Source organism: Vibrio sp. 10N.261.54.E10 (genome assembly GCF_002877735.2).
In the GTDB taxonomy this organism is placed as follows: Bacteria; Pseudomonadota; Gammaproteobacteria; order Enterobacterales; family Vibrionaceae; genus Vibrio; species Vibrio crassostreae_C.
This window is the reverse complement of the sequence record NZ_MCXE02000001.1, coordinates 779,204-804,394: the sequence shown is the minus strand read 5'-3', so window position 1 is coordinate 804,394 and position 25,191 is coordinate 779,204. Positions and strand designations below refer to the sequence as shown.

Below are 25,191 nucleotides of genomic sequence, written 5' to 3'. Positions count from 1 at the left end.
AGAAATTGATAGATATTTAGTGAGAATATTGGGACTTCTTACCCAATAGTGATAACTATTTGAACAAGGGCAACTTTTATCAAGGGTTGCCCTTGTTTTTTATGATCTTTGTCATTATATGATTATTAAGGCTTGCTGCTTCCCGTTTTTTCTTTCACCTTTATGAGCGAGCCGCTATTAAGGAATTTATATGGCTGTTCATGTTGGCATTATCGATCAAGATCCCATTCGCTTGATCACCCCACTACTCGATAACCGAACGATCAGCACTCACATCGTGTTCATCGGTGACAAGAATCAAGTCAGTATTTACCAACGCTTAGACAGCGTTTTGCAGAAGCGCGACATTACGAGTGAATTTTTCGAGATTCCAACCCTCGTAAATACATCCGCGATTAAAGAGTCTATCCAAAACCTTGCCGAAGACCTCAAAGCTCGTGGTGAAGAAGTGAAACTCAACGCAAGTTGTGGCCTTCGTCACCGCCTACTTTCTGTATACGAAGTATTTCGTACTTACCACTGGCCAATCTTTGTTGTTGAACCAAACAGTGACAAGCTGTGCTGGCTTTACCCGAATGGTAAAGAAGACGCACAAGTTCAAGATCGCATCACTATCGACGACTACCTGACTGTGTTCGGCGCTCGTGGTGAATTCAGCGATGTACAGCTGTCTCCGCAACTTGATCAAAAGCTTTATGAGCTGGGTGAACGCTGGGCAAGTAATGCACTAGAACTCGGCCCTGGCCTCGCTACATTGAACTATCTTGCAACGACCTGCCGCAAAGAACAGAGACTTGATGTAGGGTTGTCAGAGAAACAACAAGGTTATCGCGAGCTAAACATGCTGTTGAGCGATTTGGTTGAAGCTAAGATCGCCACTTATGACAACGGTATTTTGACCTTTGCCAATGAAGACGCACGACGCTTCTCAAACGGTGAATGGCTTGAAACCTTGGTTCACAGCACAGTTAAACAAATCCAAGATGACATGCCGACCATTCAAGACCGTTCTTTGAATGTTCAGGTATACCGTCAACTGGGTGAGCGTGAGGTTCGAAACGAGCTTGACGTAGCATCAGTAGTGAACAATAAGCTACACATCATCGAATGTAAGACCAAAGGCATGCGTGATGATGGTGATGACACCTTGTATAAACTGGAATCGCTTAGAGACCTATTAGGTGGCCTACAAGCACGTGCAATGTTAGTGAGCTTCCGCCCTCTTCGCCATAACGACATCACACGAGCTGAAGATCTTGGCCTTGCATTGATTGGCCCTGACGAATTGAAAGATCTTAAAACACACCTAACGGCATGGTTTACGGCTGCGGGTGGCAGTGAAGATCTAGAGTACTAAAAACCAATAAACTCATGAGAGCTCAATGCTCTTAAGCAGATTGTTAAAAAGGCGAATGACGATTAAGTCACTCGCCTTTTTTGTTGTCTGTTTTCTCTATTGATTACTTTGAGACGGCACAAAAAAATGGCCGCATCATTCGATGCGGCCATTTTCAAAATTTAATGTCACTTGAAGACTTAATGCTCTCTAAAACTCAGAGCACTTTAAGACTTAAAGCATTTTACGAGCGGCTTCTACAACCACTTTGATTGAACGTGCTTCTGTTACTTTTAGAGTGTCGTGATCAGGCGTCTCTTTTTGAGTACGGTTGATGATTACACCAGCAACACAACCTGCTTTCAGACCAGAACTTGCACACATAGTTAGCAGTGTTGCAGATTCCATCTCGAAGTTTAGAACGCCCATGTCTTGCCATTCTTGCATAGAGCCTTGGAAGCGCTTAACAACGCGACCAGAGAACGTGTCGTAACGCTCTTGACCTGGGTAGAACGTATCGCTTGATGCCGTTACGCCCATGTGAACTGTTGCACCTGATTCATCAACTGCCGCTTTCATTGCTGTTGCAACTTCAAAGTCAGCCACTGCTGGGAACTCCATAGGAGCAAAGTGTAGGCTAGCGCCGTCTAGACGAACAGAACCTGTAGAAACAATCATGTCACCCACGTTTACGTGAGGTTGGATAGCACCAGTCGTACCAACACGTAGGAAAGTGCGAACACCAAGTTGAGCAAGCTCTTCAACTGCGATAGAAGTCGATGGACCACCAATACCTGTTGAACATACAACAACTGGTTTGCCGTCTAGCTCTGCGCGGTAAAGCGTGTATTCACGGTGACTAGCAAGGAATACTGGGTTCTCCATCTCTTCTGCAATTTTTTGCACACGAGCAGGATCACCAGGGATGATCGCAAGAGTAGCACCGTTAAGATCTGCTTCAGTAACACCTAAGTGGAAAACAGCTTGAGACATAGTTCGCTCCTTTTGGCTTATTGGGCTTTTTACCCTTATTTAAGCTCATAGTAAATTCGTGGGGTACGAACACACTCTAACCAAGCTCATTACAAAATGAAGTGACACATGTCACATGAATGATCGCAACAATAATTCAAGTTTCACAAAAAACCGATTGGCATCACAAAAATAAGCAATCCGCACGCCTATGTTGCATACTAATGAGACAAAAAGCGCCTTTAACGTATTACCGCTAAAGGCGCTTTTATATTAAGAATGCTCTATGTCGGTGAGCTCGATTTAGTCCGCTTTAGATTTAAATCGAAGCAGACGCAATGCGTTCAATGTCACCAATGCAGTTGCACCACTATCCGCTAAAACTGCCACCCACAAACCGGTAATACCTAACAAGCTTGTCACCAAGAATACGACCTTCAAACCAAGCGCAAGGGCTACGTTTTGACGGATGTTGTTCATGGTCGCTTGCGACAGTTCAATCATCGCTGGCAGCTCAGTTAAACGGTTATGAGTCAGTGCTGAATCCGCCGTTTCCAAAGCGACATCCGTACCACCACCCATTGCGATGCCGACATTCGCCGTTTTCATTGCTGGTGCATCATTAATGCCATCACCGACCATCGCCACGTGCGACTGTTGAGATAACTCCTCAACGTAAGATACCTTGTCGCTTGGCAATAGGCTTGCCTTGTACTGCATACCAATCTTGCTACTGATCGCTGCTGCACTGCGCGGATTATCGCCGGTCAACATGATAGATTGAATACCTAATTCATTAAGTCGTTCAATCGCAAGCTTAGCGTCACTACGTAACGTATCTTGCCAAGCAATCAGACCAATCACCGTCGTAGCTTGCTCTGTTGATTCTTCTTGATCTTTAACCTCAAGAGCAACCACAACCGTCTTGCCCTCACCTTCTAATGCTTCTACCTGAGAAACCACATCGGCACCAAGTTCGAACGTGACTTTAGACGGTGACAGAACCTGATACTTAACACCATCAACATCCCCTTCAACACCACTACCAATCAACGCTTTCTTGTTGTGTGATTCAGGAATCTCAATATTCAGGTCTTTTACTTTAGCGACAAGTGACTGCGCCAACGGGTGAGTAGAGCCAACTTCAATCGCCCCAACCACACGCAGCATCGCGTCTTGTTGCCACCCCGATAGAGGTTGAATATCCGTAACCTGAGGCTTACCTTCGGTCAGTGTGCCTGTCTTATCGAAGGCGATGGTTTGGATTTTACCAAGCTGCTCTAGCGCTGCGCCGCCTTTAATGAGCGCGCCACGTTTCGCTGCTGCTGCTAAGCCAGAGGTAATCGCTGCAGGAGTCGAGATAACCAAGGCACACGGACAAGCAATCAACAATAGCGCTAGGCCACGGTAAACCCATGTTTCCCATGGCTGCGCAAACAACAATGGTGGTGTGATGATGACCAACAGAGCCACTACCATCATTAACGGTGTGTACCAACGGCTGAACTTATCGAGGAATCGCTCTAGTGGTGCTTTACGAGACTCTGCTTCTTCAATCAGATGAAGAATGCGATCGATCGCGTTCTCACCCTGTTTTGAAGTGATGGTGATACGAACCACTTTATCGACCACCACAGCGCCAGCCATGATGCTGTTACCTTCGATATGTTCAACAGGAACAGATTCACCGGTTAACGCACTTTCATCAAAGCTTGCCGCGTCTGTAATCAATTGTCCGTCAGCAGGTAAACGAGAGCCCGCAGCCACTTCAATCACATCACCTGGAACCAGTTCACTGACGGCAACTTCTACACGTTCGCCGTTGATGATCTTAGTCGCGTTTTCTGGTACCAATGCCATTAGCGCTTGAACGCCACTTCTTGCTCGAGATGAAGCAAACGCTTCTAAGCGCTCACCAATCAAGAACAACAATAGAACCATCGCAGCTTCCACAGTTTCGCCAAGGTACAAAGCACCCAGCGCGGCAACACTCATTAAGGTTTCAATAGCAAATGGTGTTCCTGAGCGTGCCAACTGAACCGCTTTTTTCGCCACCGGATATAAACCAAGCAGACAAGTTACCGTAAACAAGCCTTCACTTAATTGAGGTGAGGTGCTTTTCACAAGCACTGCAAACAGCATTGCCGCTGCAATCGCGATAATCTGTAAATTAGGTTGGATATGAGCTTGCCAAAAAGTCTCAGGTTGTTGTTTTTCTTTCTTTGAACCGACTTCCGTAAGAGGGAAACCCGTTTTGATAGAGACCTGTTCAATGGTGTCAGCAATGCTTTCATTATCGAATTTCACAACCAGCTTTTCGGTAGCAAAGAGAACCTTCGCTTGAATAACACCGTCAATATTGCTGATCGCGTTTTCTATTTTTCTTGCACAAGCTGGGCAGTCCATTCCGGCAACCAGCCAACTTTTCGAAAATTTGGCATCGAGAGATAAAGTTGAGGACTGACTGTCTTCTTCTCCACTGTCCGACGAGCTACAACAATCATCTCCAGACGATGACGGAGCAGCAGAAGAGCTACAACAACCAGATGAAGTGCCTGCTGCTGTGATGCTTGAAATTTTAGGGCTAGAGCAACTTGCTCCTGCCGCTTGAGGTTGAACGTCCACTTTTGCTGAGCGGCACGCTGCATGTTTTGCGCACATAATGTATCTCCTTAATACTCAAAAGCCTTGAGGTTGTTGCTAACTTACGAGCAACAGAACCTTAAGTTCATCAAAAGTATAAACCTTGGAGGCTACTCCAAGGTCAAGAAGAAGTTTTCAAGAAAACAAAAATATTATGCCAGCGCCGATGGCTTACTGAGATTTAAGCTCCGCACACTCTTCACGGTTAGCGGATACATCATCAATAAGAACCGCATCGTGTGAACAGAATGGCTGAGTGTTCAAGCTGACAATCGACACATCATCTTCCACTGGATCAACTTGAGATCCTTGCATCAGTTCAGCGATATGATGTCGAAGCACCAAGATACCTAAAATTCCGAACAAAACATTACCCAAAGCTTGACCATAGAGAACACCCAAAGCGCCATACCATTGCGAACCTAGATATACGAACGGCAGAGTACCTAACGTCGCTTTACCCAAATTCAATGCTGTCGAGTAAAGCGGTTTACCTAGGTTGTTGAAAGACGTGTTGGCAACAAATAGTGCACCGTTAAAGGTGAAGGTTAACGCCACATAGGTACAGAAAGCCGCCACAATGATTGCTGCATCACCTTGTAAGCTAAAGCCTTGAATGACATAACCTTGAACGAAGTACAACAGAATACAAACAGCGATGGTGTATGCCGTAGTAACCAGCAATGAGTTATTGAGTGTTTCTTTTACTCGGTCCATGCGTTCAGCACCAAAGTTCTGACCAATGATTGGCCCCACAGCGCCAGACAAGGCAAAGATAACCGCAAAACAAACTGGCGTCAGACGACCTATCACGGCAAAGCCCGCGACAAAATCCTCACCATATTGTGCGATACCCGTTGTTACAATCGCATTACCGATAGGCGTTGCGGTATTGGTGATAATCGCAGGCAGCGCAATCGCCAATATTGGTCGAATATTAATGCGCCATTGCACAAAAGAAGGCGGAGCTACCAGCTGATGGCTGCGAATAAGAGGATAAAGCGAAAAGAATAGCACCGAGAAACGAGCGACAACCGAAGCGATAGCCGCCCCTTCGATGTTCCAACCAAAACCAAAAATAAACAGAGGATCGAGAATCGCGTTAACAATGCCGCCAGACAAAGTTGCCCACATCGAACGCTTAGCATCACCTGCCGCTCTTAAGCCCGCACCCGCTGCCATCGCTAACGCCAAAAATGGACCACTAGGTAGCAAAATCTGTAGGTAAGCTTGAGCGCGTTCGGCTGCAATGCCTTTGGCGCCTATCGCGGCTAGCAGCTCTGGAATATAAGCGAACATGATTGCAGTTATGGTTGAACTGATAACAAACGCAGTCAGCATGATACTGGTGCTTAGGTTTCGAGCGTGCTCTTGATTCTTGGAGCCGATGGCTTTGGACACTAATGCGCCCATGGCAATGGAAGTACCGATAGAAACGGAGGTAGAAAAGAAAGTCAGCGTACCTGCAAAGCCTACCGCAGCAGCCAATTCAACCTGTCCGAGCATACTGATAAACAGCATGTCGAGCAGATCGACCACAAATAACGCCATCAAACCGACAGAGCCAGCCCCCGACATCACCAATATGTGGCGCATCGTTGAACCTTCAACAAACTTTGCCGTTTGATTTGACATGAAACCTCCAAAAGTTGGAATACCCAAGAGCTAAAGCCTAATCAACTGTTCAACTGTTCAACTGGCTAGGGATCCAAAAAGAAAGGATCGACCAAGAAAAGCGCTATACAGAAAAAAGGCGCTAGTGCGCCTTTTTTCAATTGAGAGTATTGAGAAAAATAATCGTTCTTAACACGCTACTATACCTGATGTTTGAAGCATTCTTCCAAGTTCTTGCCAATTGCTCTCAAAACATCAGTTCTGGTGATAATACCCACCAATTTTCGATTATCGATCACAGGGTATGCTTTAGGTTTTCCAACCTGCATCATGTCCGCCAATTCAATAATGGATAAGTCAGGTGACACCGACAGCACTTCTTGGTACATACAGTCACCCACAAGGTGTGTGTCTTGGCAGAAGTAACTGACCTTCACAAGTTTCTCGAGTAAATCCTGCTCTGAAAGGAAGCCAATCACTTGTTCGTTATCATCGATTACGGGCCCACCCATATGGTGGCTACGCATCACTTTGTCTAACGCTAGACTTAACGGCATATCAGGAGTAAATGTCACAACCTGCTGCGTCATGTAATCTTTCACTTTAATAGAATGCATTGCGTTCTCCCTAAATACTTTGCGTCATATATTTTCTATCTTGTTAAGTTAATTGTTGTCTAAAATCTTGATTTTACTAAATGGATTTCAACAATTTTATTGATAGGCAAAACCTAACAAGACAAAAAAGTGAGACAAACAAAGGGTTGAGCACGTTTTCGAACGCCAGAAAAAAGAAAAAAAAGAGCCCTTACAAAGCCTTACTTTCCCTTGCTTAACCTTACTTAGCCGAGCTAGCCTGCGTAAATAAACCCTGTAATCTTCACCTCACTAATAATTAGAAATCCCGTTTTAGGAAGTTTATGCAACACGACAACAACATGTACGCGTATATTTACGCAGGTAACGACGGCACGGAAAACACACTCATCGCCACTATCGATAATCAAGAAAAACCGCTGATATCAAGCTGCGTTGATGAGATAAAACGCATGTCATGCTTAGCCATTGATTTAGCAGCAAAACACGACCTAAAAGTGAAGCTGGTGAAATATCAAAGAGAACAAGAGATCGACTTCGGCCTATTCGTTAAATAGTGAATCCGACACTGATTTGGTTAATCTCTAACTGGCAGCCATAGTAGCATTAGCAAGCGCAATAGCCGTGAATGGCTGCCGAATTCGACCTGACAAGCCTAACGGGTAAAGGCTATAATGATCAGACGGCGCCCTTGCCGATTTTCATTGTCCAAATACGGTTTACTATGTCTTCCCAAACCCCACCTAAAACGTATCTAACGAATTCCTTATCTAAGTTAAAAAGCTACTTTAGTGAGTTATTGGATTTCCAATCACGCATTTGGGTGGTTCATATCTTTGAAGACTCTATTACCGATCAGTCGTTTGTGATTAATGAAGATGGCTTTAAAGAACCGCTAGAGTGGATGAAAAAACGTGATTACCAAGCGAGAATGCTTGATCGTGTTGATAAGATGAAAATCTCACAGGTGATTGAGATTCAGTTCGAAGACAAAATGCATCGCTTGATGCGAGTGAAGTAGCTTTATTGTTTGGGCGTTCACGAAAAGCCCTTGCTAGAAATCAAGTATAAAAAGGCCAGCGCTCGCTGACCTTCTCTCATTGATTACAAACCACCATCTAACGCGCACAATACTCATGCCACAGGCGCACCGCTTTCTGGTATGCCTCAGTTTTATCGTGCGTTTCTGCAAAGAGAATGGCTGTCATGCTGTCGACAACGGTATTCGCCATTAGCGCCATATCTTCAGCCGATGTGCCAAGTACACATTGACTAGGAAGTGGCAGCTCTAGGTTCATCATCTCTTCCCAGTAGAACGATTCGACTTTGTCAGGAGAGCTCATCCATACCGTTTGGCTAACTTTAGGATTATATTCCGACTCACCGTTCATCCCTTTGAATGAAATCACCGAGTGGGATTTATTTCCGATAACATGCTCAACTTCCGCATGAAGTTGTGGAAAGCCAGGATGGAAACTGCCACGCAGACCTAAACGGCCACCACCAGGATTCAATGCTCGAACTACCGTGTTAATTGGTGTTCTCAAACCGTAGCGGTGTTTCCAACCAATCATGGTTTGTGCTTCGGGCGCAAAGTTAGCTAGCGGTAAATAAGCAATGCCGTCTTGTTCAAGAATCGACTTAGCATGTTCAGGGCTCTCAGCACTTTGCACACCGACATCTTGCAAATGGCTTTCAACGTGCGTCCTACCGCTCGGCTTATCCATATAGCCATGCATTAACACTTTATAGCCATTGTCAGCTAAGATTTTTGCCGCCAACAAGTTCCAAGGCTTGCCACTGGCGTTATCGTTACGCTTACCTGCATAACACGGCCAATCAATATCAGCGCCTAAATCTGGCACTCGAGATTGAAACGCTTTTACAAAGCCAGCGATCTCTTCATTGGTTTCATTCTGCACACGAATCAACATCAGTAGCATAGCCATTTGGTCGTCACCGACTTCTCCGCTTAAATACTCATCCATGATGCGGTAGGCTTGTTCGAACGATAAAGGCTTACGCCCTCTTTCTCCTCGTCCAACTGTACGAATACACTCTAAAATACTACTCATTGATTGTTTATTCTCTTCCGTTGATATCAATAAAATTCGAATACACTTTCGATTCTATGATACCCACCGTGCATTGCAAAGCGATTCAGTTGCTCTCGACCGAATTACCAATACGCGGATTGGTGTTCTAAAAGTAAACTTACTGGTGTAAAATTAGCGTATGTAATGCTAACCGCGACATATTGAGTAGTATCCCGATGACTGTAAAAAAAACGCTGAGCCAAAGAAAACGTGAATCGATCGTTGCCGCTGCTATCGCAGAGTTTACTGAGCATGGCTACAAGGCCACCAGCATGGATAAAATATCGAGTCGCGCAGAAGTATCAAAGCGCACCGTATACAATCACTTTGCCAGCAAAGAACTGCTTTTAGATGAGATTCTAGACAGCATTTGGAGCAAAACTCTGGCCGCAACGCATTTCCCATATCAAGCAGAACTGCCACTTGAAGAACAGCTTTCCTCGATAGCCAATCAAGAACTTGAGTTACTTGAGTCTGAAGGCTTCATCGACCTGTCACGCGTGTTGTTCTCAGAGTATTTCCATAACGCAGAACTGGCGCATCAAGCGATGGAAAAATATTCCCAAGCAGAAAGTGGACTTACAACCTGGATTAAAGCCGCGTTGGCAGACGGTCGTTTAGTAGAACTAGACCCACAATTCGCCTCCACGCAGTTCATTGGTCTGCTTAAGTCTTTTGCGTTTTGGCCGCAAATCATTGGTCATGTGCCGTCACCGGATGCTGCACACAAGCAAGTGCTCATTACTTCAAGTGTCGAGATGTTCCTTAAACAATATCAGGCGTGATTTTGGTGGTTGACGAGAATTCAACCACAATAAAACCATCACTGGTATCCGCTGTTATTTTCCCTATACTGCAACCCACTTTCGTCATTACGACTCAGTAAAACTTCAACTTTAGGTAGCCCTATGATTACTTTCACCACCAACTTTGGCGATATCGAGATTGAACTGAACCTTGAAAAAGCGCCAGTAACGTCGAAAAACTTCCTTAAATACTGCCAAGACGGTTTCTACGAAGGCACGACATTTCACCGTGTTATTGAAGGTTTCATGATTCAAGGTGGTGGTCACACTATCGACATGACAGAAAAACCAACTCGCGCCCCAATCGTCAACGAAGCAAACCGTGGTTTGAAGAATGTGATTGGTTCTGTGGCAATGGCTCGGACTGATGCACCACATTCTGCAACGGCGCAGTTCTTCATCAACCTTGATGACAACGATTTCCTAGATCACACCTCAACAACCAATGCTGGCTGGGGTTACGCGGTATTCGGTAAGGTTTCAGCAGGTATGGATGTGGTAAACAAAATTGCGAAAGCACCAACAACCATTCGCTGGGGACACGAAGATGTGCCTTGCGAAGATATTGTGATTACAAAAGTCACTATTCGCGACTAATTCATTCACGTCCTTTCCCGCCCCTAGTGCATTCGAATTGATGGCATAAAGAAAAGAAGGCTGTGCGATAGGACTATGGTGGTAAGGGTTCGACTTTACCACCTGTATTCAAAGCTCGTTGTTAGAATAGTTACCAGCGAGAACGATAAGTACGGTGACACCCTTTGCACGTCTTATTCGCAGAATTTAACCCTTGCTCTGCACTCGACAAGTCTTGTTCAACACTCGCCTGATAAGGCTCAGAAAAGCACTTGAAGAACAACCCACACTCGGCCTTGCGCCGAGTGTTTTATTTTCGTCTCGACCATTTGATATAGCAAAATAGTGAAGCAATGATCACCGCCCCACCGAGCAGCTTCTGCATCTCTACACTTTCGCCAAGCACACTCACACTTAACAGCAGCGTCCACACAGGCTCAAGAATCATGATCAATGCCGCCACTTCCATGTTCACGGAGTGCTGACCGACCGTTTGTAGCAAGTAACGAATAGACGTTGCGATCACCGCAGAGACAATAAACCAGAAGACTAAGGTTTTGGTGATTTCGAACTCCGGCTGAGCTGTCATAGAAGCAAAGGCTAAACCACTCACACCCACCACAAACAGTTGCACACAGATTGATGCGATAGGCTTGATATTGGTAATCACACGCTTGTTCATCACAAAGTGAACAGACAACAACATCGATGCTAGTAAGAAATAAATCTGACTCTGCTCAACATGCCAGCCGTTACCCAAAGTCAGCAACAGCATGCCAATAATCGCGATCGGGAAAGACATCCAAAACGCGCGATTAGGCTTAACTCGAAACAAAATCCAAGACACAAACGGTGCAATGATCATGGCTAAGCTCATGATGAATGCCCCTTCCGACAAGCTTTCAGTCACCGAAACTGCAAACACCCATACCTGCAATGAGGCAGACAACAACAAACCCACGCCGCAAAGAGACAGAATCTGCTTAAACGAAAGCTTACGAATATGGTGAATACAAAATGGCAGAAGAATAAGACTCGCGACGAGGAATCGCACACCAATGAACACTGGCCCAGGCATTTCTAATACCACCAGCTTAGATGCAATCCATCCCACCCCAGCTAGCAGGGTGGCAAATAGAAGGTAAAGCTCTCCGCGCATCGCTTTCACGTTCATCATTTTACTTAGTCCAATAACAAAAAAAGCAACCCGACTCTGCAAGGTTGCTTTTTATAAACATTCAACAGGATCGAGATACTATCTCAATACTCTGCTTCAGGCAGCTGTTTTTAGCCTGCGTATTCTGGGTAATCCGTTAAACCTTTTTCAGCACCACCGAACAATGTGTTTGGATCGTGCGCTGCAAGTGGGTAACCATTTTGAATACGAGCTGGTAAATCTGGGTTCGCAACGAATGGACGACCAAAACCAACCATGTCAGTTACGCCTTCAGCAACGGCTTTTTCGCCACGCTCGCTATCGTATTTACCCGCATAAATAAGGACACCCTCGTAGGCTTCACGAACTGCTGCTTTAAATGCTTTTGGCGTTTCAGGTGCATCGTCCCAATCAACTTCTGCAATGTGTAGGTAAACAATTTTGTATAGGTTAAGTAGTGCTGCCGCCGCTGTGTAAGTCTCTACTGGTGTAGCGTCAACCGTACCATTCAACGATGTGAACGGAGCAAGGCGGACACCAACACGGTCAGCACCAATCGCTTCAACCATAGCTTCAACCACTTCGCCTAGGAAACGTAAACGGTTTTCAATTGAACCACCGTATTCGTCAGTGCGGTTGTTTGCTTCAGAATCGATGAATTGGTTAATTAAGTAACCATTCGCGGCGTGAAGTTCGATGCCATCAAAGCCCGCTTCAATCGCGTTTAAAGCCGCTTGGCGATACTGTTCAACCACTTCTTTGATGTCTTCTTTGGTCATCTCACGAGGTTCAACCACATCAACAAAGCCCGGTTCATCAGTGCCGTTATCAATGAATACTTTTACATTCTCTGCTTTAAGTGCAGAAGACGAAATTGGTTGTTCGCCACCAATGTTGTCTGGGTGTGTTACACGGCCTACATGCCAAAGTTGAGCGAAGATAACGCCCTCTTTCTCATGCACTGCATCCGTTACTTTTTTCCAACCCGCGATCTGCTCATCAGAATAGATACCCGGAGTCCAAGCGTAGCCTTGACCCATAGGTGAAATTTGTGTGCCTTCAGCAATAATCAAACCTGCTGAAGCGCGTTGAGCGTAGTAAGCCGCCATCATGTCGTTTGCTGAATTACCAGGTTGCGTCGCACGTGAGCGCGTCATCGGAGGCATAACAATACGGTTTTTAAGCTCAATGTTACCAAGTTGAATTGGTTGAAATAGTGCGTTTGTCATAATGATTTCCTCGATTAACCTAGTTGAATCAGTTCGATTTGGTAGCCGTCTGGGTCAGTGATAAATGCGATGTGCGTTGAGCCACCTTTTACTGGCCCCGCTTCACGAGTCACATTGCCACCTAGCGATTTGATCTTGTCGCATGCTGCGTAAATATCTTCTACACCCAATGCCAGATGACCAAACGCGCTGCCCATCTCATACTCATTAGTATCCCAGTTGTACGTTAGCTCGATAGTCGTGCCGCCTTGTTCGTAGCCAACAAAAACTAATGTGTAGCGGTAGTCTTTGTTTTCATGGCGTTCAAGTTCCTTCATTCCCAATACCTTGGTGTAGAACTCGATAGACTTGTCTAAATCAGTAACTCGGATCATTGTGTGTAGGAATTTCATATTTCGCCCTTTTTAGCCCAGCAACCTGAGCCGATATAATCGTGAGTGGAGGTTACCCACTTCTTTGTTAGGGTTAATATACGAGCTGACAGCAAATAAATGAAATTATCATAAATTCTCATTGTGATAATTTTTTATTATAACTCACTTAATACAAGTGATTTGTTAAGAAGATATTTGGCAAACAAAAGATAGGGCGACGATCAGAAAGCGGAGCGCCAACTGTTTAGTGATTTAGACATGTCATTAGTCGTATTGATGATCTGCTCTCTCAACCACTTATGTGCCGGATCGGTGTTCTGTTTTTTCAACCAAATGAGGTAATGAGAGATAGGCTGATAATCGAAAGGCGGTTTGAACAACTGTAACCCAAGACGTTCCTGATACTGGATCGCCATAGAAAGCGGCACAACAGTGATGTAATCAGTCTGGCTACACAGCATAAGGTTACTGGCCATAGAGCTGCCGTGAATTACAATTTTACGCGAGGATAAGTCTAACGAAGTGTAGTGAGTCAAACTTCTTACTTGGCGACGTGTTCTGGCTAAAACCGCATGTTGCTCACTGAGATATTGCGCCTCGGTGATCTCACCTTTGATCCTAGGGTGCCCATTTCGGCAAACAATCACAAACTCACTGTCGTAGAGCTTTTCGCTCATCATGCTTGAATGCTCAGGCAACACAATGTCGATCATCAAATCAAACTTCTGAGTTAATAGATCCTCATGGACTTGATCATCACTATCTGGTTGGTCATACACCTCAAGAGATAAGCCTTGGTTAGATAACTGAGAAAATCGATCGAGCAACATCCACTTTAAATGTTCGGGAACCGAAGCCACAAACCTGCGCTCTGTACTCGCTTCATCAAACCCAGCCATACCTTGAAACACGCCGTTGAGCTCGTGTATTGGCGCTTTGATTTGCTCATACAAGCTTTGCGAGTAAGCAGTAGGCACAACCCCTCGCCCACTGCGCACAAACAACTCTTGGCCAATTTCATTTTTCAGTCGGCCGAGCGCAGTGCTGATCGTCGATTGATTGGTATTCAAATGATCGGCAGCCTTACTCAAACTGCCCTGCTCCATCACCGCTGAAAACACAGCCAATAAGTTAAAATTCGGAATGTCATTACTCATGATTCAGTGCTCATTTGGCGATAGATTTAATTATCTTATCGTAAAAGCGATAGAATGAAACAACGGATGCTCATTGAGAAAACAAAACTGAGAAGGAAGCATCATATGGTAAAGAGCAAAAATGTCAGAACAACTCACTCTTTCGAATAGCTGCCACATTCGCCAGATTGGAATCTAAATCTCTTCGCTGTGCCAGTAACGCTTAATCCACCCAAACTCACCCTAGACTGGTCGGAGTATTCAATATTTCCGTCCTGCCTTATTGATACTTTTATAGCCACTTCTATGATCCAGGCTAATTAAATAGACATATTTTATAAGCCGAGTTTGAGCCTGTTCAAATAAACCCACCTCACGTTTAAGCAACCACTCAATTCATCGTAATTACGATAATTCAATATCGCAATAATGCGTAGATAGCACCAGTTACACTTCCTATTATTTCGCCAACAAATCAATTCTTAACCTAAACAGAAAACCTAAAAATGTGTAGATGATGGTGTTGCACACATCACGGAAGACGGCCTTAAAACCCAATGCAGCAAACGAACCTATCAATGGTAGACGTTACTTAAGAATGATTTCGCCAGGTGTTTTTAACACTCTATTCGCGAGAATGCGTTGTCTACGTGGTCAAAGCGATTTTTAATTGTCATCTAGTACTTTTGACTCAGTAGGTCTATACGGTTACGTGAGTTCAACACCTCTTTCAGATGTCTTCTAAAAGTCTTGTACCAAGGCTGCACTTTCTCTCTCCTTATTTAGGTTGAGATATGAACTTTATAAAAATCGTTTTCCAGAAAATCTGGGCCGTTGTGATGGTCTTGATTAAATTCTGCCTGTTTATGGCAGTGATGTTTGCGGGAGCTTGGGCTCTAGCACCATTAGGCACAATCCATTCTAAAGACATCGACATGTCTCAATTCAACAATCATCCCAATGAAATGATGATGAACTTCTTCCAGATGGAGTCCTTCTCTGGTTACTTGTTCTCAGTGACCATTGCTGTGGTATTAGCCGGTGTTTACGGCATGTGGCAGTTGCATGAACTGGGTGTGCATAAAGCAAAAGAGCACAAAAGCGCTCACGTTCAGATCGTGTTTGCACTGTCACTTTGCGGACTCTTCATCAGTAAAACATTCTGGGTTATCGCCTTGGTTATCGCATTGGCGAACTGGAAACATATTGGTCAATCACTGAGTGATGTGATTCGCCGTGGTGTTCAGCCTAAACAAGATGCGACTAATGCAGCGACAGCCGCTGTCCACGTATCACCTGAACAATCGGTAACAGAGCCGTCTCAAACAAATCAGGTTCCAACAAAACCATCCCCTACAGAAAAAGAGGTCGCATAATGAAAGAGATGATGATTCCATACATCCTAATTGTATGGTCACTGTTTGCGACAGGTGCACTGAAGAAGAACTTCAAAAACTACACGTGGGCTGCCATTGGCGGCGTAACAATCCTTGCCGTATTAGCGGTTATCTCTCGCTTATGGGCACCGGTTGATTTAACCAACTCAACCACAGTGAAAGCACCACACGCGGTAATGTCACCTATCTTTGGTCAGCAGATCGACAAAGTGCTTGTTGAGCACAACCAAATGGTTAAAGAAGGCGACGTAATTTACACACTCGTCGACATCGATTCTGCCGCAGACAAAGCAAAGATCGAATCTTCAATTGTTCAGAAAGAAGAAGAAATCAAGCAAATGACTCGCGACTTAGAGCGCGCTGAAACGTCACCTGAGATCTTCAATATGCGTGACGTAGAAAAGTACGACTCAGACCTTCGAGTGCTGCACGCTCAACTTGTGTCGTTAAAAGCCGATCTACAAAAAGTAAATTGGGCGCAAGAGAAGAAAACCATTAGAGCTGAATTTGATGGTCAGGTATCGATAGTGAATATTGCTGAAGGTTCTGTCATGGGTAACATGCACCTCTACAACACCAGCAAAAAGTTTCTTGAGATGCGTATTTCAGACCAAACTTACGGCTATGTTCAAGTAGGAGACTTCGCAGAGTTCTTCGTTGATGCCTACCCAGGGCATGTGTTCCGAGCAAAAGTACACAGCTTTAATGCAGGTACGGGGGAGTCAAGTATTTCTCCACTTCAGGGGCCACAAAGTGTCGGTCAACACGTGGTAAGAAACGGTAACGGTTTAGGTCGTACCATCGTACTTGAGATCATCGAACCAGAAGGTTTCAATATCCCAATTGGTTCAGCTGGCGCAGCTTGGATTTCTGCTGAGAAGCCACATCCATTCTGGGGCTTTATTGATGTAATCGGTGCGGCAACGGTTCGCCTACAATCTTACAAGTCTTACTTAGGTGCTTGGTAAGTACTGAGGTTCTCGGTAAACACTTATATAACAGCCATTAATTCCAAATTAAATGCCCTGAATGTCAGGGCATTTTTGTATCTGTCACAAGCTCATCTGGCTAATTGATTTAGATCAAATAAAAATCGTTAATACAATCATTAATAAAATAAAACATCGTAATAACGATAGGTTGAAATCCTATTAGCGCGTAGATAGCGCCCCCTCTCCTGTCTATTATTTGGCTCAAGAAATCCAATTCCTGTATCCAAATATAAGGTCACTATCATGACTAACACATTCAAAAAAATGGCACTTCCAGTTGCAATCGCAAGTGCACTATTTGCTTCTGGTTTTGCATCTGCAACGCCAACTGTAGAAGCGACATCGAAAGTCGGCCAAGAACTTCAGACGGCAAATGCTGCGCAATACCAAAACATTGATCTTGATGCTCGCTACAAGAGCGAGGTTCTATTCGAACACAAATCAAACATGTTCTGGGGAAAAGGCGAACGTATTCAAGTTGTTTCTAAAACAGGCGATTCTCTAGCTTACACTGCTGAGTCTGACCATGTTCACCCAATCCTCACCAAGCATGGTCGTAAAATGGACGAAGCAATCATCAAAGTAGATGACAACGTATATCTTGGTTACGGTTTCGGTCTAGATACACCCGTCATGATTGAAGGTACGGACGGCATCATCATTGTTGATCCAGGCGAGTCGGTAGAAATGGCTCAATCGGTTAAAGAGCAATTCCGTCAAATCACCGACAAGCCGGTTAAAGCAATCATTTATTCTCACAACCACATCGACCACATCTCTGGTGTGCGTGCGTGGGTGACTGACGAAGAAGTGGCATCAGGTGAAGTAAAAATCATCGCTGAAGAAGGCCTAACCGCTGCAGTGGCTAACTGGTCTTCAAACCTAGGTACTCTATTTGGTCACCGTACTTCTTACACAGGTGCTAAGCACGTAGAAGAAGGCGAGCACGGCACAGTAAACGACGGCCTTGGTCCACGCTTCATGCAAGGTGCTATCTCGTTCATCGAACCAAACCTGCTTGTACCAAGCCAAAGCCACATCGAAATCGAAATTTCTGGCGTGAAAATGCACATCGAGAACGTGCCATCTGAAACTAAAGATGAGTTAGTGGTTTACTTCCCAGACCAGAAAATCCTGCACGCGGCTGAAGTACTTCAAGGTGAGAACTTCCCTAACCTTCACACCATCCGTGGTACTAAATTCCGTGACCCATCAATGTGGTTCAAGGGCATCGACGTAATGCGTAAGTTCGACACTGAGATCATGATTAACTCTCACGGTCGTCCTGTTGAAGGTAAAGAAGCAGTAGCTGACGTACTAACGGCTTACCGTGATGCGATTCAATACACTCATGATCAAACTATCCGTTACATGAACAAAGGTATGACGCCAGACGAGCTAGTTGAAGTAGTTAAACTTCCTAAGCACCTTGCAGAACACCCTTGGTTAGGTGAACACTACGGTACTGTTGCACACGCCGTGCGTCAGATTTACGTAGGTTACAACGGTTTCTTCGAAGCGGATCCATGGCAGCTAGAGCCAATGGCTTACGAGCAACGCGCTAAAGCATTCGTAGAGATCATGGGCGGTCGTGACAACATCCTTACGACTGCACAAGCAGCAATTAAGGCTGAGAACTACACATTTGCAGCAGAAATTCTTTCTTACCCAATCACGGTAAACAAGCAAGATATGGAAGCTCGTGAGATGAAAGCACAAGCTTACAAAGCATGGGCTGCAGACCAAGTGAACATCAACTGGCGTAACTGGGCGCTCAACGCGGCGGCTGAACTAGAGAACAAACGTGACTTCTCTAACATGATCAGCTTCGCTTCTGTTGACGTTCTTACTGCACTACCAAGCAAGCAGATCTTCGACATGATGACTTCAACGCTTATCGCAGAAAACTCGTTAGACGTGAACATGATGCTAACGTACAACTTCTCTGATACGAACGAAGCATTCACTATCGAAATCCGTAACGGTATTGCTCAGTTACACGAAGAAGCAGTGAAAGGCGCACACGTTCAAATCGACACCACTCGTGCAGTATTGAACCAAATCTTGATTGCAGGTCCAAACGCTCAACAAGTGATTGGTACCAACCTACAGTCTGGTGCATTCACGTTCTCGAATGGCGACATCAAAGGCTTCGGTCAATTCATGAGCTACTTCGATAAGGCAATGACTCCAGAAGAGATCATGCTCATCGTTCGCTAATAGCGAGCTCGAACGGTCGCTCTTTGGCGATAGATCTTCGACGATGGCTCTTTGACGAAAGCTACTTAGCAAACAATCTCGCTAAATAGCTATCAATCGATTCGCTGACCGTTACATGGACGACAAACAAATACAGGGACCCTTTGTGGTCCCTTTTTTATCGTCAGGTTCGGCTGCTGCCGTCAGATTCTTAATCCTTTTACAGGTCTCGATAACCATTATGTTAAAACGATTTGCTCTGATTCTTTCGCTTACCTCTTCACTCACGTTTGCCTGTGGTCTTCACCAAGATACCGGATTTAGTTTGGTGACAGAGCCCGGTTCACTCGAGGTATTTGGTAACGTCATTACAGCCAGACAAGACGATGAATTCAACAACCTCAATAAGCCAGATCACTTTCGACTCTTTGCCATCAAGGCTGCGCTTGCGAAACCCCACCCAAGCAAAATTGAGTTCAACTTGTTCGAAGCAATCAAAGGTCATTACAGCCAAGTGAAACTTGAGAAGGGTGTCGATGTGTCAGGTAGAGACACTTTGCCTACTGAAGAAGATCTACTGTTAATTACTGAATTAGATGTGTTCGATGCGCTAGCAACTGGCACTATATCTTGGGATCACGCGACACTAAACGGCTTAGTGATCATCAACGGCCCACAAGATAAACGAGAACAGCTTGAAGATTGGCTTGGTGATATTTTTGAAGGGTAATAGCTTAAAGCATAACAGATAAAATAAAGCGGAACAGATAAAAGGTCGTCAAACCCTCGGACTTCAGAACATTGAGGGTTCAACGACAAACTTAAGTCAAAAAAGCGTAGGCAACGGAATCAACTCCAGCCCCAGCACACCACTGATGCTCATTACCACCAGCAGAGAGACCTTGAAGACGGTCTTTGACCACTGGATGTAGTTAAGGCAATCGACTTTGCGGAATGTCACTTTGGTCCACATAAAACAGACTGCTGCCGACACCGCTAGGTATTCATAACCTGCTTCCCCGAGTAGGAACAGCGCTAATGATACTGCGCCAAACGCCACAACATACGCTTTCATGTGTTGATGTGCTTTGTCGACGCCCTCTTTCACCGGTAACACAGGAATACCTGCATCTCGATAATCTTGAAGGCGGAACATCGCGATCGCGTACGAGTGTGGCATTTGCCATAAACAGAACATCGCGAACAACAAAACCGCTTCCAAACTAATGTAATTAGTCACCGCCAAGTAACCTACTAACGGCGGAACGGCTCCCGAAATACTGCCGACTAAAGTGCCGTAAACCGATGTACGCTTGTACCACATGGTGTAGAAAAAGACGTAAAACACATAGCCAAGCAACACCATGACCGCAGAGATCGGATTAGCGAACTGAAACAGTAGAGCTGTGCCTGCTAGCAGTAAAACCAAGGCATAGACGAACGCGACGTCTGTATTGATGTTGCCCTGAACCAATTCTCGATTTTGTGTGCGCTTCATCTTCTGGTCGATGTCTCGATCAAAGATGTTGTTCACAACACAACCTGATGCAATCACAAGTCCCACACCCGCTAATGTTGTCAGTAACAACATCGCACTGGCTGGTTCTGTTTTTGCGGCGAGGAAGAACCCCGCCGCGACAGAAATCAGGTTGCCGAAAATGATGCCCGGTTTGGTGATAGACAGATATCTTTTCAGCATACCCTTGCCTACAACTTCATGTTGACGTTCATGTTGTAGATAATCCATACCGAGCCAGCGATAAGAATCAATACAACAATGGCGGTAAACATCAGTGACACCAAGTTCCAACGTCCATCGGAAGATTTCGCTTCCATATGTAAGAAGTACTTAAAGTGCACAAAAATTTGCACCAACGCGCAGCCGAACAAGATCACGTACGTTTCTGTGCTTGGTAACACATGAGCCCACACGATGTAGAACGGAATAATGGTGAGAATCAGTGACGCAATAAAGCCTTTCACATAATCCGTTGCACCACTGTCTAGATGCTGTTCCATTACATCACCCCCATTAAGTACACGATGGTAAATACACAAATCCAAACGATATCAAGGAAATGCCAGAACAGGCTTAAGCACTGGAAACGCATCGACATGTTGTCGTTCAAACCTTTGGTTGAAAGCTGGTGATAAGCCACCGCCATCCAAATCAGACCAAACGTTACGTGCAAACCGTGTGTGCCAACCAAGGTAAAGAACGCAGAAAGGAATGCACTCTCTTGAGGACCATAGCCTTCTGCAATCAAGTGATGAAATTCATACACTTCCATACAGATGAAGGCTAAACCCAATACGAAAGTCACTTTGATCCAGCGCTTCAGTCCGGTCACGTCTTTGCGCTTCATCGCAATCATGCCAAAACCGAATGTGATACTACTGAACAGCAGCATCATGGTTTCGACAAACACGAACGGCAATTCAAAGATGTCTTTACCTGTCGGCCCTGCGATTGATCCACTCTCAAGCACGGCATAAGTCGCGAAAAGCGTGGCAAACAGGACACAGTCACTCATCAAGTAAACCCAGAAGCCAAACAACTTGTTGCCCGCCGCTTCGTGGTGATGATCATGCGAGTGTGCAAGATCATAAGTGTGTGACGGAGTATTAGCTTGCATACGTCGTCTCCAAATCATCTTTATTTTCGTTGTTGTCACCGTCGTCAGCGCTGTTACCACGACCAGAGTTGTCGCCTTTCACTGACTGTTTCTTTGCTTCTTCAAGTTGTGCACGTCGAGCCGCTTCAATCGCTTTGATCTCTTCAACTTCCACGTAGTAGTCCACATCGTCGTTGTAACTGTGTTGAATACACGTCACCACGATGCCTACTAGGCTTGCCGCCGCTAGCCACCAGATGTACCAGATCATTGCGAAACCAAATGCCAACGCCCATGCAGACACATAAATGCCTGTCGGTGTGTTCTTCGGCATGTGAATACGTTCGTATTCTTCTTCCTGAGTTGGATCAAACTCACCATTTTGCTTTTGATACCAGAACGAATCGATCTCATCGCCCTTAGGTAGTTTTGCAAAGTTGTAGAACGGTGGTGGTGACGATGTCGCCCATTCAAATGTGCGTCCGCCCCACGGGTCACCGGTTAGATCTCGGTTTTGGTCGCGGTCACGAACACTCACGTAAATCTGCACGAACTGACAAACCACACCCATCGCAATCACGCCCGTACCTGCAGCCGCAACCGCCAATAAAGGGAAGAATTCAGAGTTGATGTCTTGGCTCAAACGACGCGTCATGCCCATAAAACCTAGAGCGTAAAGCGGCAAGAACGCCATCAAGAAGCCGATGATCCAGCAGTAGAACGCGCGTTTGCCCCAAAGCTCGTTCAAAGTGAAACCGGTCGCTTTCGGGAACCAGTAACCAATCGCAGCAAAACAACCGAACACAACACCACCGATGATCACGTTGTGGAAGTGAGCAATCAGGAATACTGAGTTATGCAGAATGAAATCTGCGCCCGGTACTGCCATTAATACGCCCGTCATACCACCAACAGTGAAGGTGATAAGGAAGCCAACTGTCCACAACATAGGTGTTGTGAAACGGATACGACCTTTGTACATGGTGAACAGCCAGTTGAAGATCTTAACCCCGGTCGGGATAGAGATAATCATGGTTGCGATGCCAAAGAAGGCATTCACATTGGCGCCTGAACCCATGGTAAAGAAGTGATGCAGCCAAACCACAAACGCTAAAATAGTGATAGCCACCGTCGCCCATACCAGTGAGGTATAACCAAACAGTTTTTTGCGAGAGAAGGTTGCAGTCACTTCAGAGAACACACCGAAGATAGGCAAGATTAGGATGTACACCTCAGGGTGTCCCCATGCCCAAATCAGATTCACATACATCATCACGTTGCCACCAAGGTCGTTGGTGAAGAAGTGCGTGCCGATGTATCTATCCAACGTCAGAAGCGCGATGGTTACCGTTAGGATTGGGAAAGAGATGATGATCAGGATGTTGGCACACAGAGATGCCCAAGTGAATACTGGCATCTTCATCATTGGCATAGACGGAGTACGCATGCGCAAAATGGTCGCAAAGAAGTTCACACCCGTTAGCGTAGTACCCACACCGGATATTTGCAGCGCCCATATCCAATAATCGACACCCACCCCCGGGCTTGCCTCAATACCGGAAAGCGGCGGATACGCCAACCAACCCGTGCGGCCAAACTCACCTAAGCCCAGTGACATGTTGGTTAGGATAATACCCACCACAAACAGCCAGAAGCTCAGGTTATTCAGATAAGGAAATGCAACATCACGAGCACCGATTTGCAACGGCACGATGATGTTCATCAAACCGATAACCAAAGGCATCGCTACGAAGAAAATCATGATCACGCCGTGAGCCGTGAAGATCTGGTCGTAGTGATGTGGCGGCAAATAGCCCGTTTCACCGGCTGCAGAAAGCAATTGCTGGCTACGCATCATGACCGCATCAGCAAAGCCACGAACTAACATCACCATCGCTACAGCAATGTACATGAAGCCCAATTTTTTGTGGTCTACAGACGTAAACCATTCATTCCAAAGATATTGCCACTTACCGGCCTTGGTTACCGCGTACACCACTAAGCTGCCCACTAAAGCGATCATGGTTAACGTGACCAAAATAATGGGTTCGTGGTAGGGAATTGAGTCTAGAGTTAATCTTCCAAACATGACGATTATCCTTGGGTTTCCGGCAAACAGTTCATTGAACCAGGGTGCTGGGTCACGACATCGGTGAATAAAAATGGTGGGATACTGGAGAACAGAGTGACGGGTTCAGCCACACTTGGCGCAGCCAATGAACGGAACTGCTCCCAATCTTCAATGCGATCAGGGCTTGCTTTCACTTTTTCCACCCAGTTTAGAAATGCCACTTGATCAGGCATGGCTGATGCAGTGAATTTCATCTGTGAGAAACCTTTGCCACTGTAGTTCGATGCAAAACCTTTGAAGTCACCTTCATGGTTAGCAATCAAGTTCAGCTTGGTCACCATTCCCGGCATCGCGTAGATCTGCGAACCAAGACGCGGGATAAAGAACGCGTTCATGATGTTGTCTGAAGTCAGCTTAAACGTCACCGGTACATCTTTCGGGAACGCAACATAGTTAACCGTCGCAATGTTTTGCTCCGGATAGATGAACAGCCATTTCCAGTCCAGAGAGACCACTTCGATCACCATAGGCTTAACGTCACTCACCAAAGGCTTTGATGGCTCTAATTCGTGTGTTGTTCGCCAAGTGATGGTGGCTAGAATCGCGATGATGATGATTGGAATCGTCCATACCACCACTTCAATCTTGGTTGAGTGTGCCCAGTCAGGTGCATACTCTTCCGTGGTATTGCTCTCGCGGTATCGGTAAGCAAAGTAGATGGTCATCAGAATCACTGGGATGACGACAATCAACATCAGCAACAGAGCCGTGATAATCAGCTCTTTTTCCTGAACGCCAACGCTACCTTTTGGGTCGAGCAATGCGGAGTTACATCCTTCGAGCATCAGAATGGTTCCCAGCAAACCAATCTTCGACAAATTTGTCCTCGATAAAATGCGTTTATATCTTGAAGCTTCCATTAACTTTCTCGATGGTTATCCAGCCTCAGAACGAACGTCTGAGTACTGGTTGTCATGATCATTAGAATATTTATGTGTTGAGCATGTGAAACGCCGCATCTCAAAAAGCAATGCAATAAGGTTCGTTACTGCTGGGTTAAAACCACACAGAAAACATGACTTAATTGTTACACTTTGAAATACATTGTTACATTCGGCGCATTATGAAGAGTTGAAATTGAAAGCTCACCAAACAAACTTGGAAACTAACCTTCCATTTATGAAGACGAAAACTAAGAAGCAGTAAGCGATTAAGACACACATCAATAGCGTGCTACACAGATGGAGCCAGTACTGACAAGGGATTTAGAAAAAGTAGATAAACACTCGCTCACCACCAAAGCTCGGGGCAAGTTCAAGGTACATTAGAAAGAGCGAATAAATAGAAGTGTGACGCCCGTCAAAATTGTGAATTCACATACCA

At 45.3% G+C, this 25,191-nt stretch carries 23 protein-coding genes and 1 pseudogene; 9 read left to right on the top strand and 15 right to left on the bottom strand.

The window, feature by feature from the left end:
* The first annotated feature begins 190 nt into the window (after window positions 1-190).
* Window positions 191-1,357: a DUF1887 family protein gene (locus BCU07_RS03575; protein ID WP_102429147.1), complete on the top strand. Its 1,167-nt coding sequence runs from the start codon at window positions 191-193 to the stop codon at window positions 1,355-1,357.
* Between the two features lie 213 nt (window positions 1,358-1,570).
* Here BCU07_RS03575 and udp read toward each other — a convergent pair whose 3' ends face one another.
* The 4 genes from udp to BCU07_RS03555 all read right to left on the bottom strand — a co-directional run bounded on the left by udp (window position 1,571) and on the right by BCU07_RS03555 (window position 7,182).
* Entirely contained in the window at window positions 1,571-2,329 is a 759-nt protein-coding gene (gene udp, locus BCU07_RS03570; protein WP_017065292.1) for a uridine phosphorylase, read from the bottom strand.
* A gap of 282 nt (window positions 2,330-2,611) precedes the next feature.
* On the bottom strand, window positions 2,612-4,969 hold the full coding sequence (locus tag BCU07_RS03565) for a zinc/cadmium/mercury/lead-transporting ATPase (protein WP_102429146.1): 2,358 nt from the start codon (window positions 4,967-4,969) through the stop codon (window positions 2,612-2,614).
* Between the two features lie 153 nt (window positions 4,970-5,122).
* On the bottom strand, window positions 5,123-6,586 hold the full coding sequence (locus BCU07_RS03560; RefSeq protein ID WP_017065289.1) for an MATE family efflux transporter: 1,464 nt from the start codon (window positions 6,584-6,586) through the stop codon (window positions 5,123-5,125).
* Window positions 6,587-6,765: 179 nt separating this feature from the next.
* On the bottom strand, window positions 6,766-7,182 hold the full coding sequence (locus BCU07_RS03555) for a CBS domain-containing protein (protein WP_017060213.1): 417 nt from the start codon (window positions 7,180-7,182) through the stop codon (window positions 6,766-6,768).
* A 302-nt stretch (window positions 7,183-7,484) separates the two neighbouring features.
* On the opposite strand from BCU07_RS03555, the gene BCU07_RS03550 reads away from it, so the two are divergent.
* Entirely contained in the window at window positions 7,485-7,718 is a 234-nt protein-coding gene (locus BCU07_RS03550) for a hypothetical protein (RefSeq protein WP_017060212.1), read from the top strand.
* A 167-nt stretch (window positions 7,719-7,885) separates the two neighbouring features.
* A complete protein-coding gene (locus tag BCU07_RS03545; RefSeq protein WP_029235295.1) occupies window positions 7,886-8,182 on the top strand; it encodes a hypothetical protein in 297 nt (98 codons plus the stop codon).
* Window positions 8,183-8,279: 97 nt separating this feature from the next.
* Here BCU07_RS03545 and BCU07_RS03540 read toward each other — a convergent pair whose 3' ends face one another.
* A complete protein-coding gene (locus BCU07_RS03540; RefSeq protein WP_081324522.1) occupies window positions 8,280-9,266 on the bottom strand; it encodes a glycosyl transferase family protein in 987 nt (328 codons plus the stop codon).
* Window positions 9,267-9,433: 167 nt separating this feature from the next.
* Here BCU07_RS03540 and BCU07_RS03535 point away from each other — a divergent pair, with 167 nt between their 5' ends.
* Together BCU07_RS03535 and BCU07_RS03530 are read left to right on the top strand one after the other, a co-directional pair.
* On the top strand, window positions 9,434-10,042 hold the full coding sequence (locus BCU07_RS03535) for a TetR/AcrR family transcriptional regulator (protein WP_017066785.1): 609 nt from the start codon (window positions 9,434-9,436) through the stop codon (window positions 10,040-10,042).
* Window positions 10,043-10,165: 123 nt separating this feature from the next.
* A complete protein-coding gene (locus BCU07_RS03530) occupies window positions 10,166-10,660 on the top strand; it encodes a peptidylprolyl isomerase (protein ID WP_017060208.1) in 495 nt (164 codons plus the stop codon).
* Window positions 10,661-10,790: 130 nt separating this feature from the next.
* Here BCU07_RS03530 and BCU07_RS03525 read toward each other — a convergent pair.
* From BCU07_RS03525 to BCU07_RS03505, 5 genes and pseudogenes are all read right to left on the bottom strand, one after another.
* Window positions 10,791-10,907: pseudogene (locus BCU07_RS03525) on the bottom strand (cytochrome c); the annotation flags it as partial.
* 42 nt (window positions 10,908-10,949) lie between these two features.
* The gene (locus BCU07_RS03520; protein ID WP_017060207.1) at window positions 10,950-11,816 is read right to left on the bottom strand and encodes a DMT family transporter; all 867 of its coding nucleotides are present in this window, start codon (window positions 11,814-11,816) and stop codon (window positions 10,950-10,952) included.
* A 110-nt stretch (window positions 11,817-11,926) separates the two neighbouring features.
* Entirely contained in the window at window positions 11,927-13,024 is a 1,098-nt protein-coding gene (locus tag BCU07_RS03515; RefSeq protein ID WP_102429145.1) for an alkene reductase, read from the bottom strand.
* 14 nt (window positions 13,025-13,038) lie between these two features.
* Window positions 13,039-13,416 (bottom strand): lactoylglutathione lyase, encoded by a 378-nt coding sequence (gloA, locus tag BCU07_RS03510; RefSeq protein WP_017084654.1) that lies wholly within the window; start codon window positions 13,414-13,416, stop codon window positions 13,039-13,041.
* A 203-nt stretch (window positions 13,417-13,619) separates the two neighbouring features.
* Complete coding sequence (locus BCU07_RS03505) at window positions 13,620-14,555, bottom strand: LysR family transcriptional regulator (RefSeq protein WP_102394217.1); 936 nt, start codon at window positions 14,553-14,555, stop codon at window positions 13,620-13,622.
* A 773-nt stretch (window positions 14,556-15,328) separates the two neighbouring features.
* Between BCU07_RS03505 and BCU07_RS03500 the strand changes: the two genes are divergently transcribed.
* The 4 genes from BCU07_RS03500 to BCU07_RS03485 all read left to right on the top strand — a co-directional run bounded on the left by BCU07_RS03500 (window position 15,329) and on the right by BCU07_RS03485 (window position 19,852).
* Entirely contained in the window at window positions 15,329-15,910 is a 582-nt protein-coding gene (locus BCU07_RS03500; protein ID WP_102429144.1) for a magnesium transporter, read from the top strand.
* Window positions 15,910-16,899, top strand: coding sequence for an efflux RND transporter periplasmic adaptor subunit (locus BCU07_RS03495; protein WP_017107610.1), 990 nt, complete (start codon window positions 15,910-15,912; stop codon window positions 16,897-16,899). The genes BCU07_RS03500 and BCU07_RS03495 overlap by 1 nt, the downstream gene beginning before the upstream one ends.
* A gap of 267 nt (window positions 16,900-17,166) precedes the next feature.
* Window positions 17,167-19,143, top strand: a complete 1,977-nt coding sequence (locus tag BCU07_RS03490) for an alkyl sulfatase dimerization domain-containing protein (protein ID WP_102429143.1) — start codon at window positions 17,167-17,169, stop codon at window positions 19,141-19,143.
* Between the two features lie 220 nt (window positions 19,144-19,363).
* On the top strand, window positions 19,364-19,852 hold the full coding sequence (locus BCU07_RS03485) for a hypothetical protein (RefSeq protein WP_102429142.1): 489 nt from the start codon (window positions 19,364-19,366) through the stop codon (window positions 19,850-19,852).
* Window positions 19,853-19,948: 96 nt separating this feature from the next.
* Here BCU07_RS03485 and cyoE read toward each other — a convergent pair whose 3' ends face one another.
* The 5 genes from cyoE to cyoA are packed head-to-tail and all read right to left on the bottom strand — an operon-like array spanning window position 19,949 to window position 24,728.
* On the bottom strand, window positions 19,949-20,869 hold the full coding sequence (gene cyoE, locus BCU07_RS03480; RefSeq protein ID WP_102429141.1) for a heme o synthase: 921 nt from the start codon (window positions 20,867-20,869) through the stop codon (window positions 19,949-19,951).
* On the bottom strand, window positions 20,830-21,141 hold the full coding sequence (cyoD, locus tag BCU07_RS03475) for a cytochrome o ubiquinol oxidase subunit IV (RefSeq protein ID WP_004736302.1): 312 nt from the start codon (window positions 21,139-21,141) through the stop codon (window positions 20,830-20,832). Before cyoD ends, cyoE begins: the two co-directional genes overlap by 40 nt.
* A complete protein-coding gene (cyoC, locus tag BCU07_RS03470; RefSeq protein WP_010439790.1) occupies window positions 21,141-21,758 on the bottom strand; it encodes a cytochrome o ubiquinol oxidase subunit III in 618 nt (205 codons plus the stop codon). The genes cyoD and cyoC overlap by 1 nt, the downstream gene beginning before the upstream one ends.
* Complete coding sequence (cyoB, locus tag BCU07_RS03465; protein WP_102429140.1) at window positions 21,748-23,826, bottom strand: cytochrome o ubiquinol oxidase subunit I; 2,079 nt, start codon at window positions 23,824-23,826, stop codon at window positions 21,748-21,750. The genes cyoC and cyoB overlap by 11 nt, the downstream gene beginning before the upstream one ends.
* Window positions 23,827-23,831: 5 nt before the next feature.
* On the bottom strand, window positions 23,832-24,728 hold the full coding sequence (gene cyoA, locus BCU07_RS03460) for a ubiquinol oxidase subunit II (protein ID WP_080582219.1): 897 nt from the start codon (window positions 24,726-24,728) through the stop codon (window positions 23,832-23,834).
* Between the last annotated feature and the right edge of the window lie 463 nt (window positions 24,729-25,191).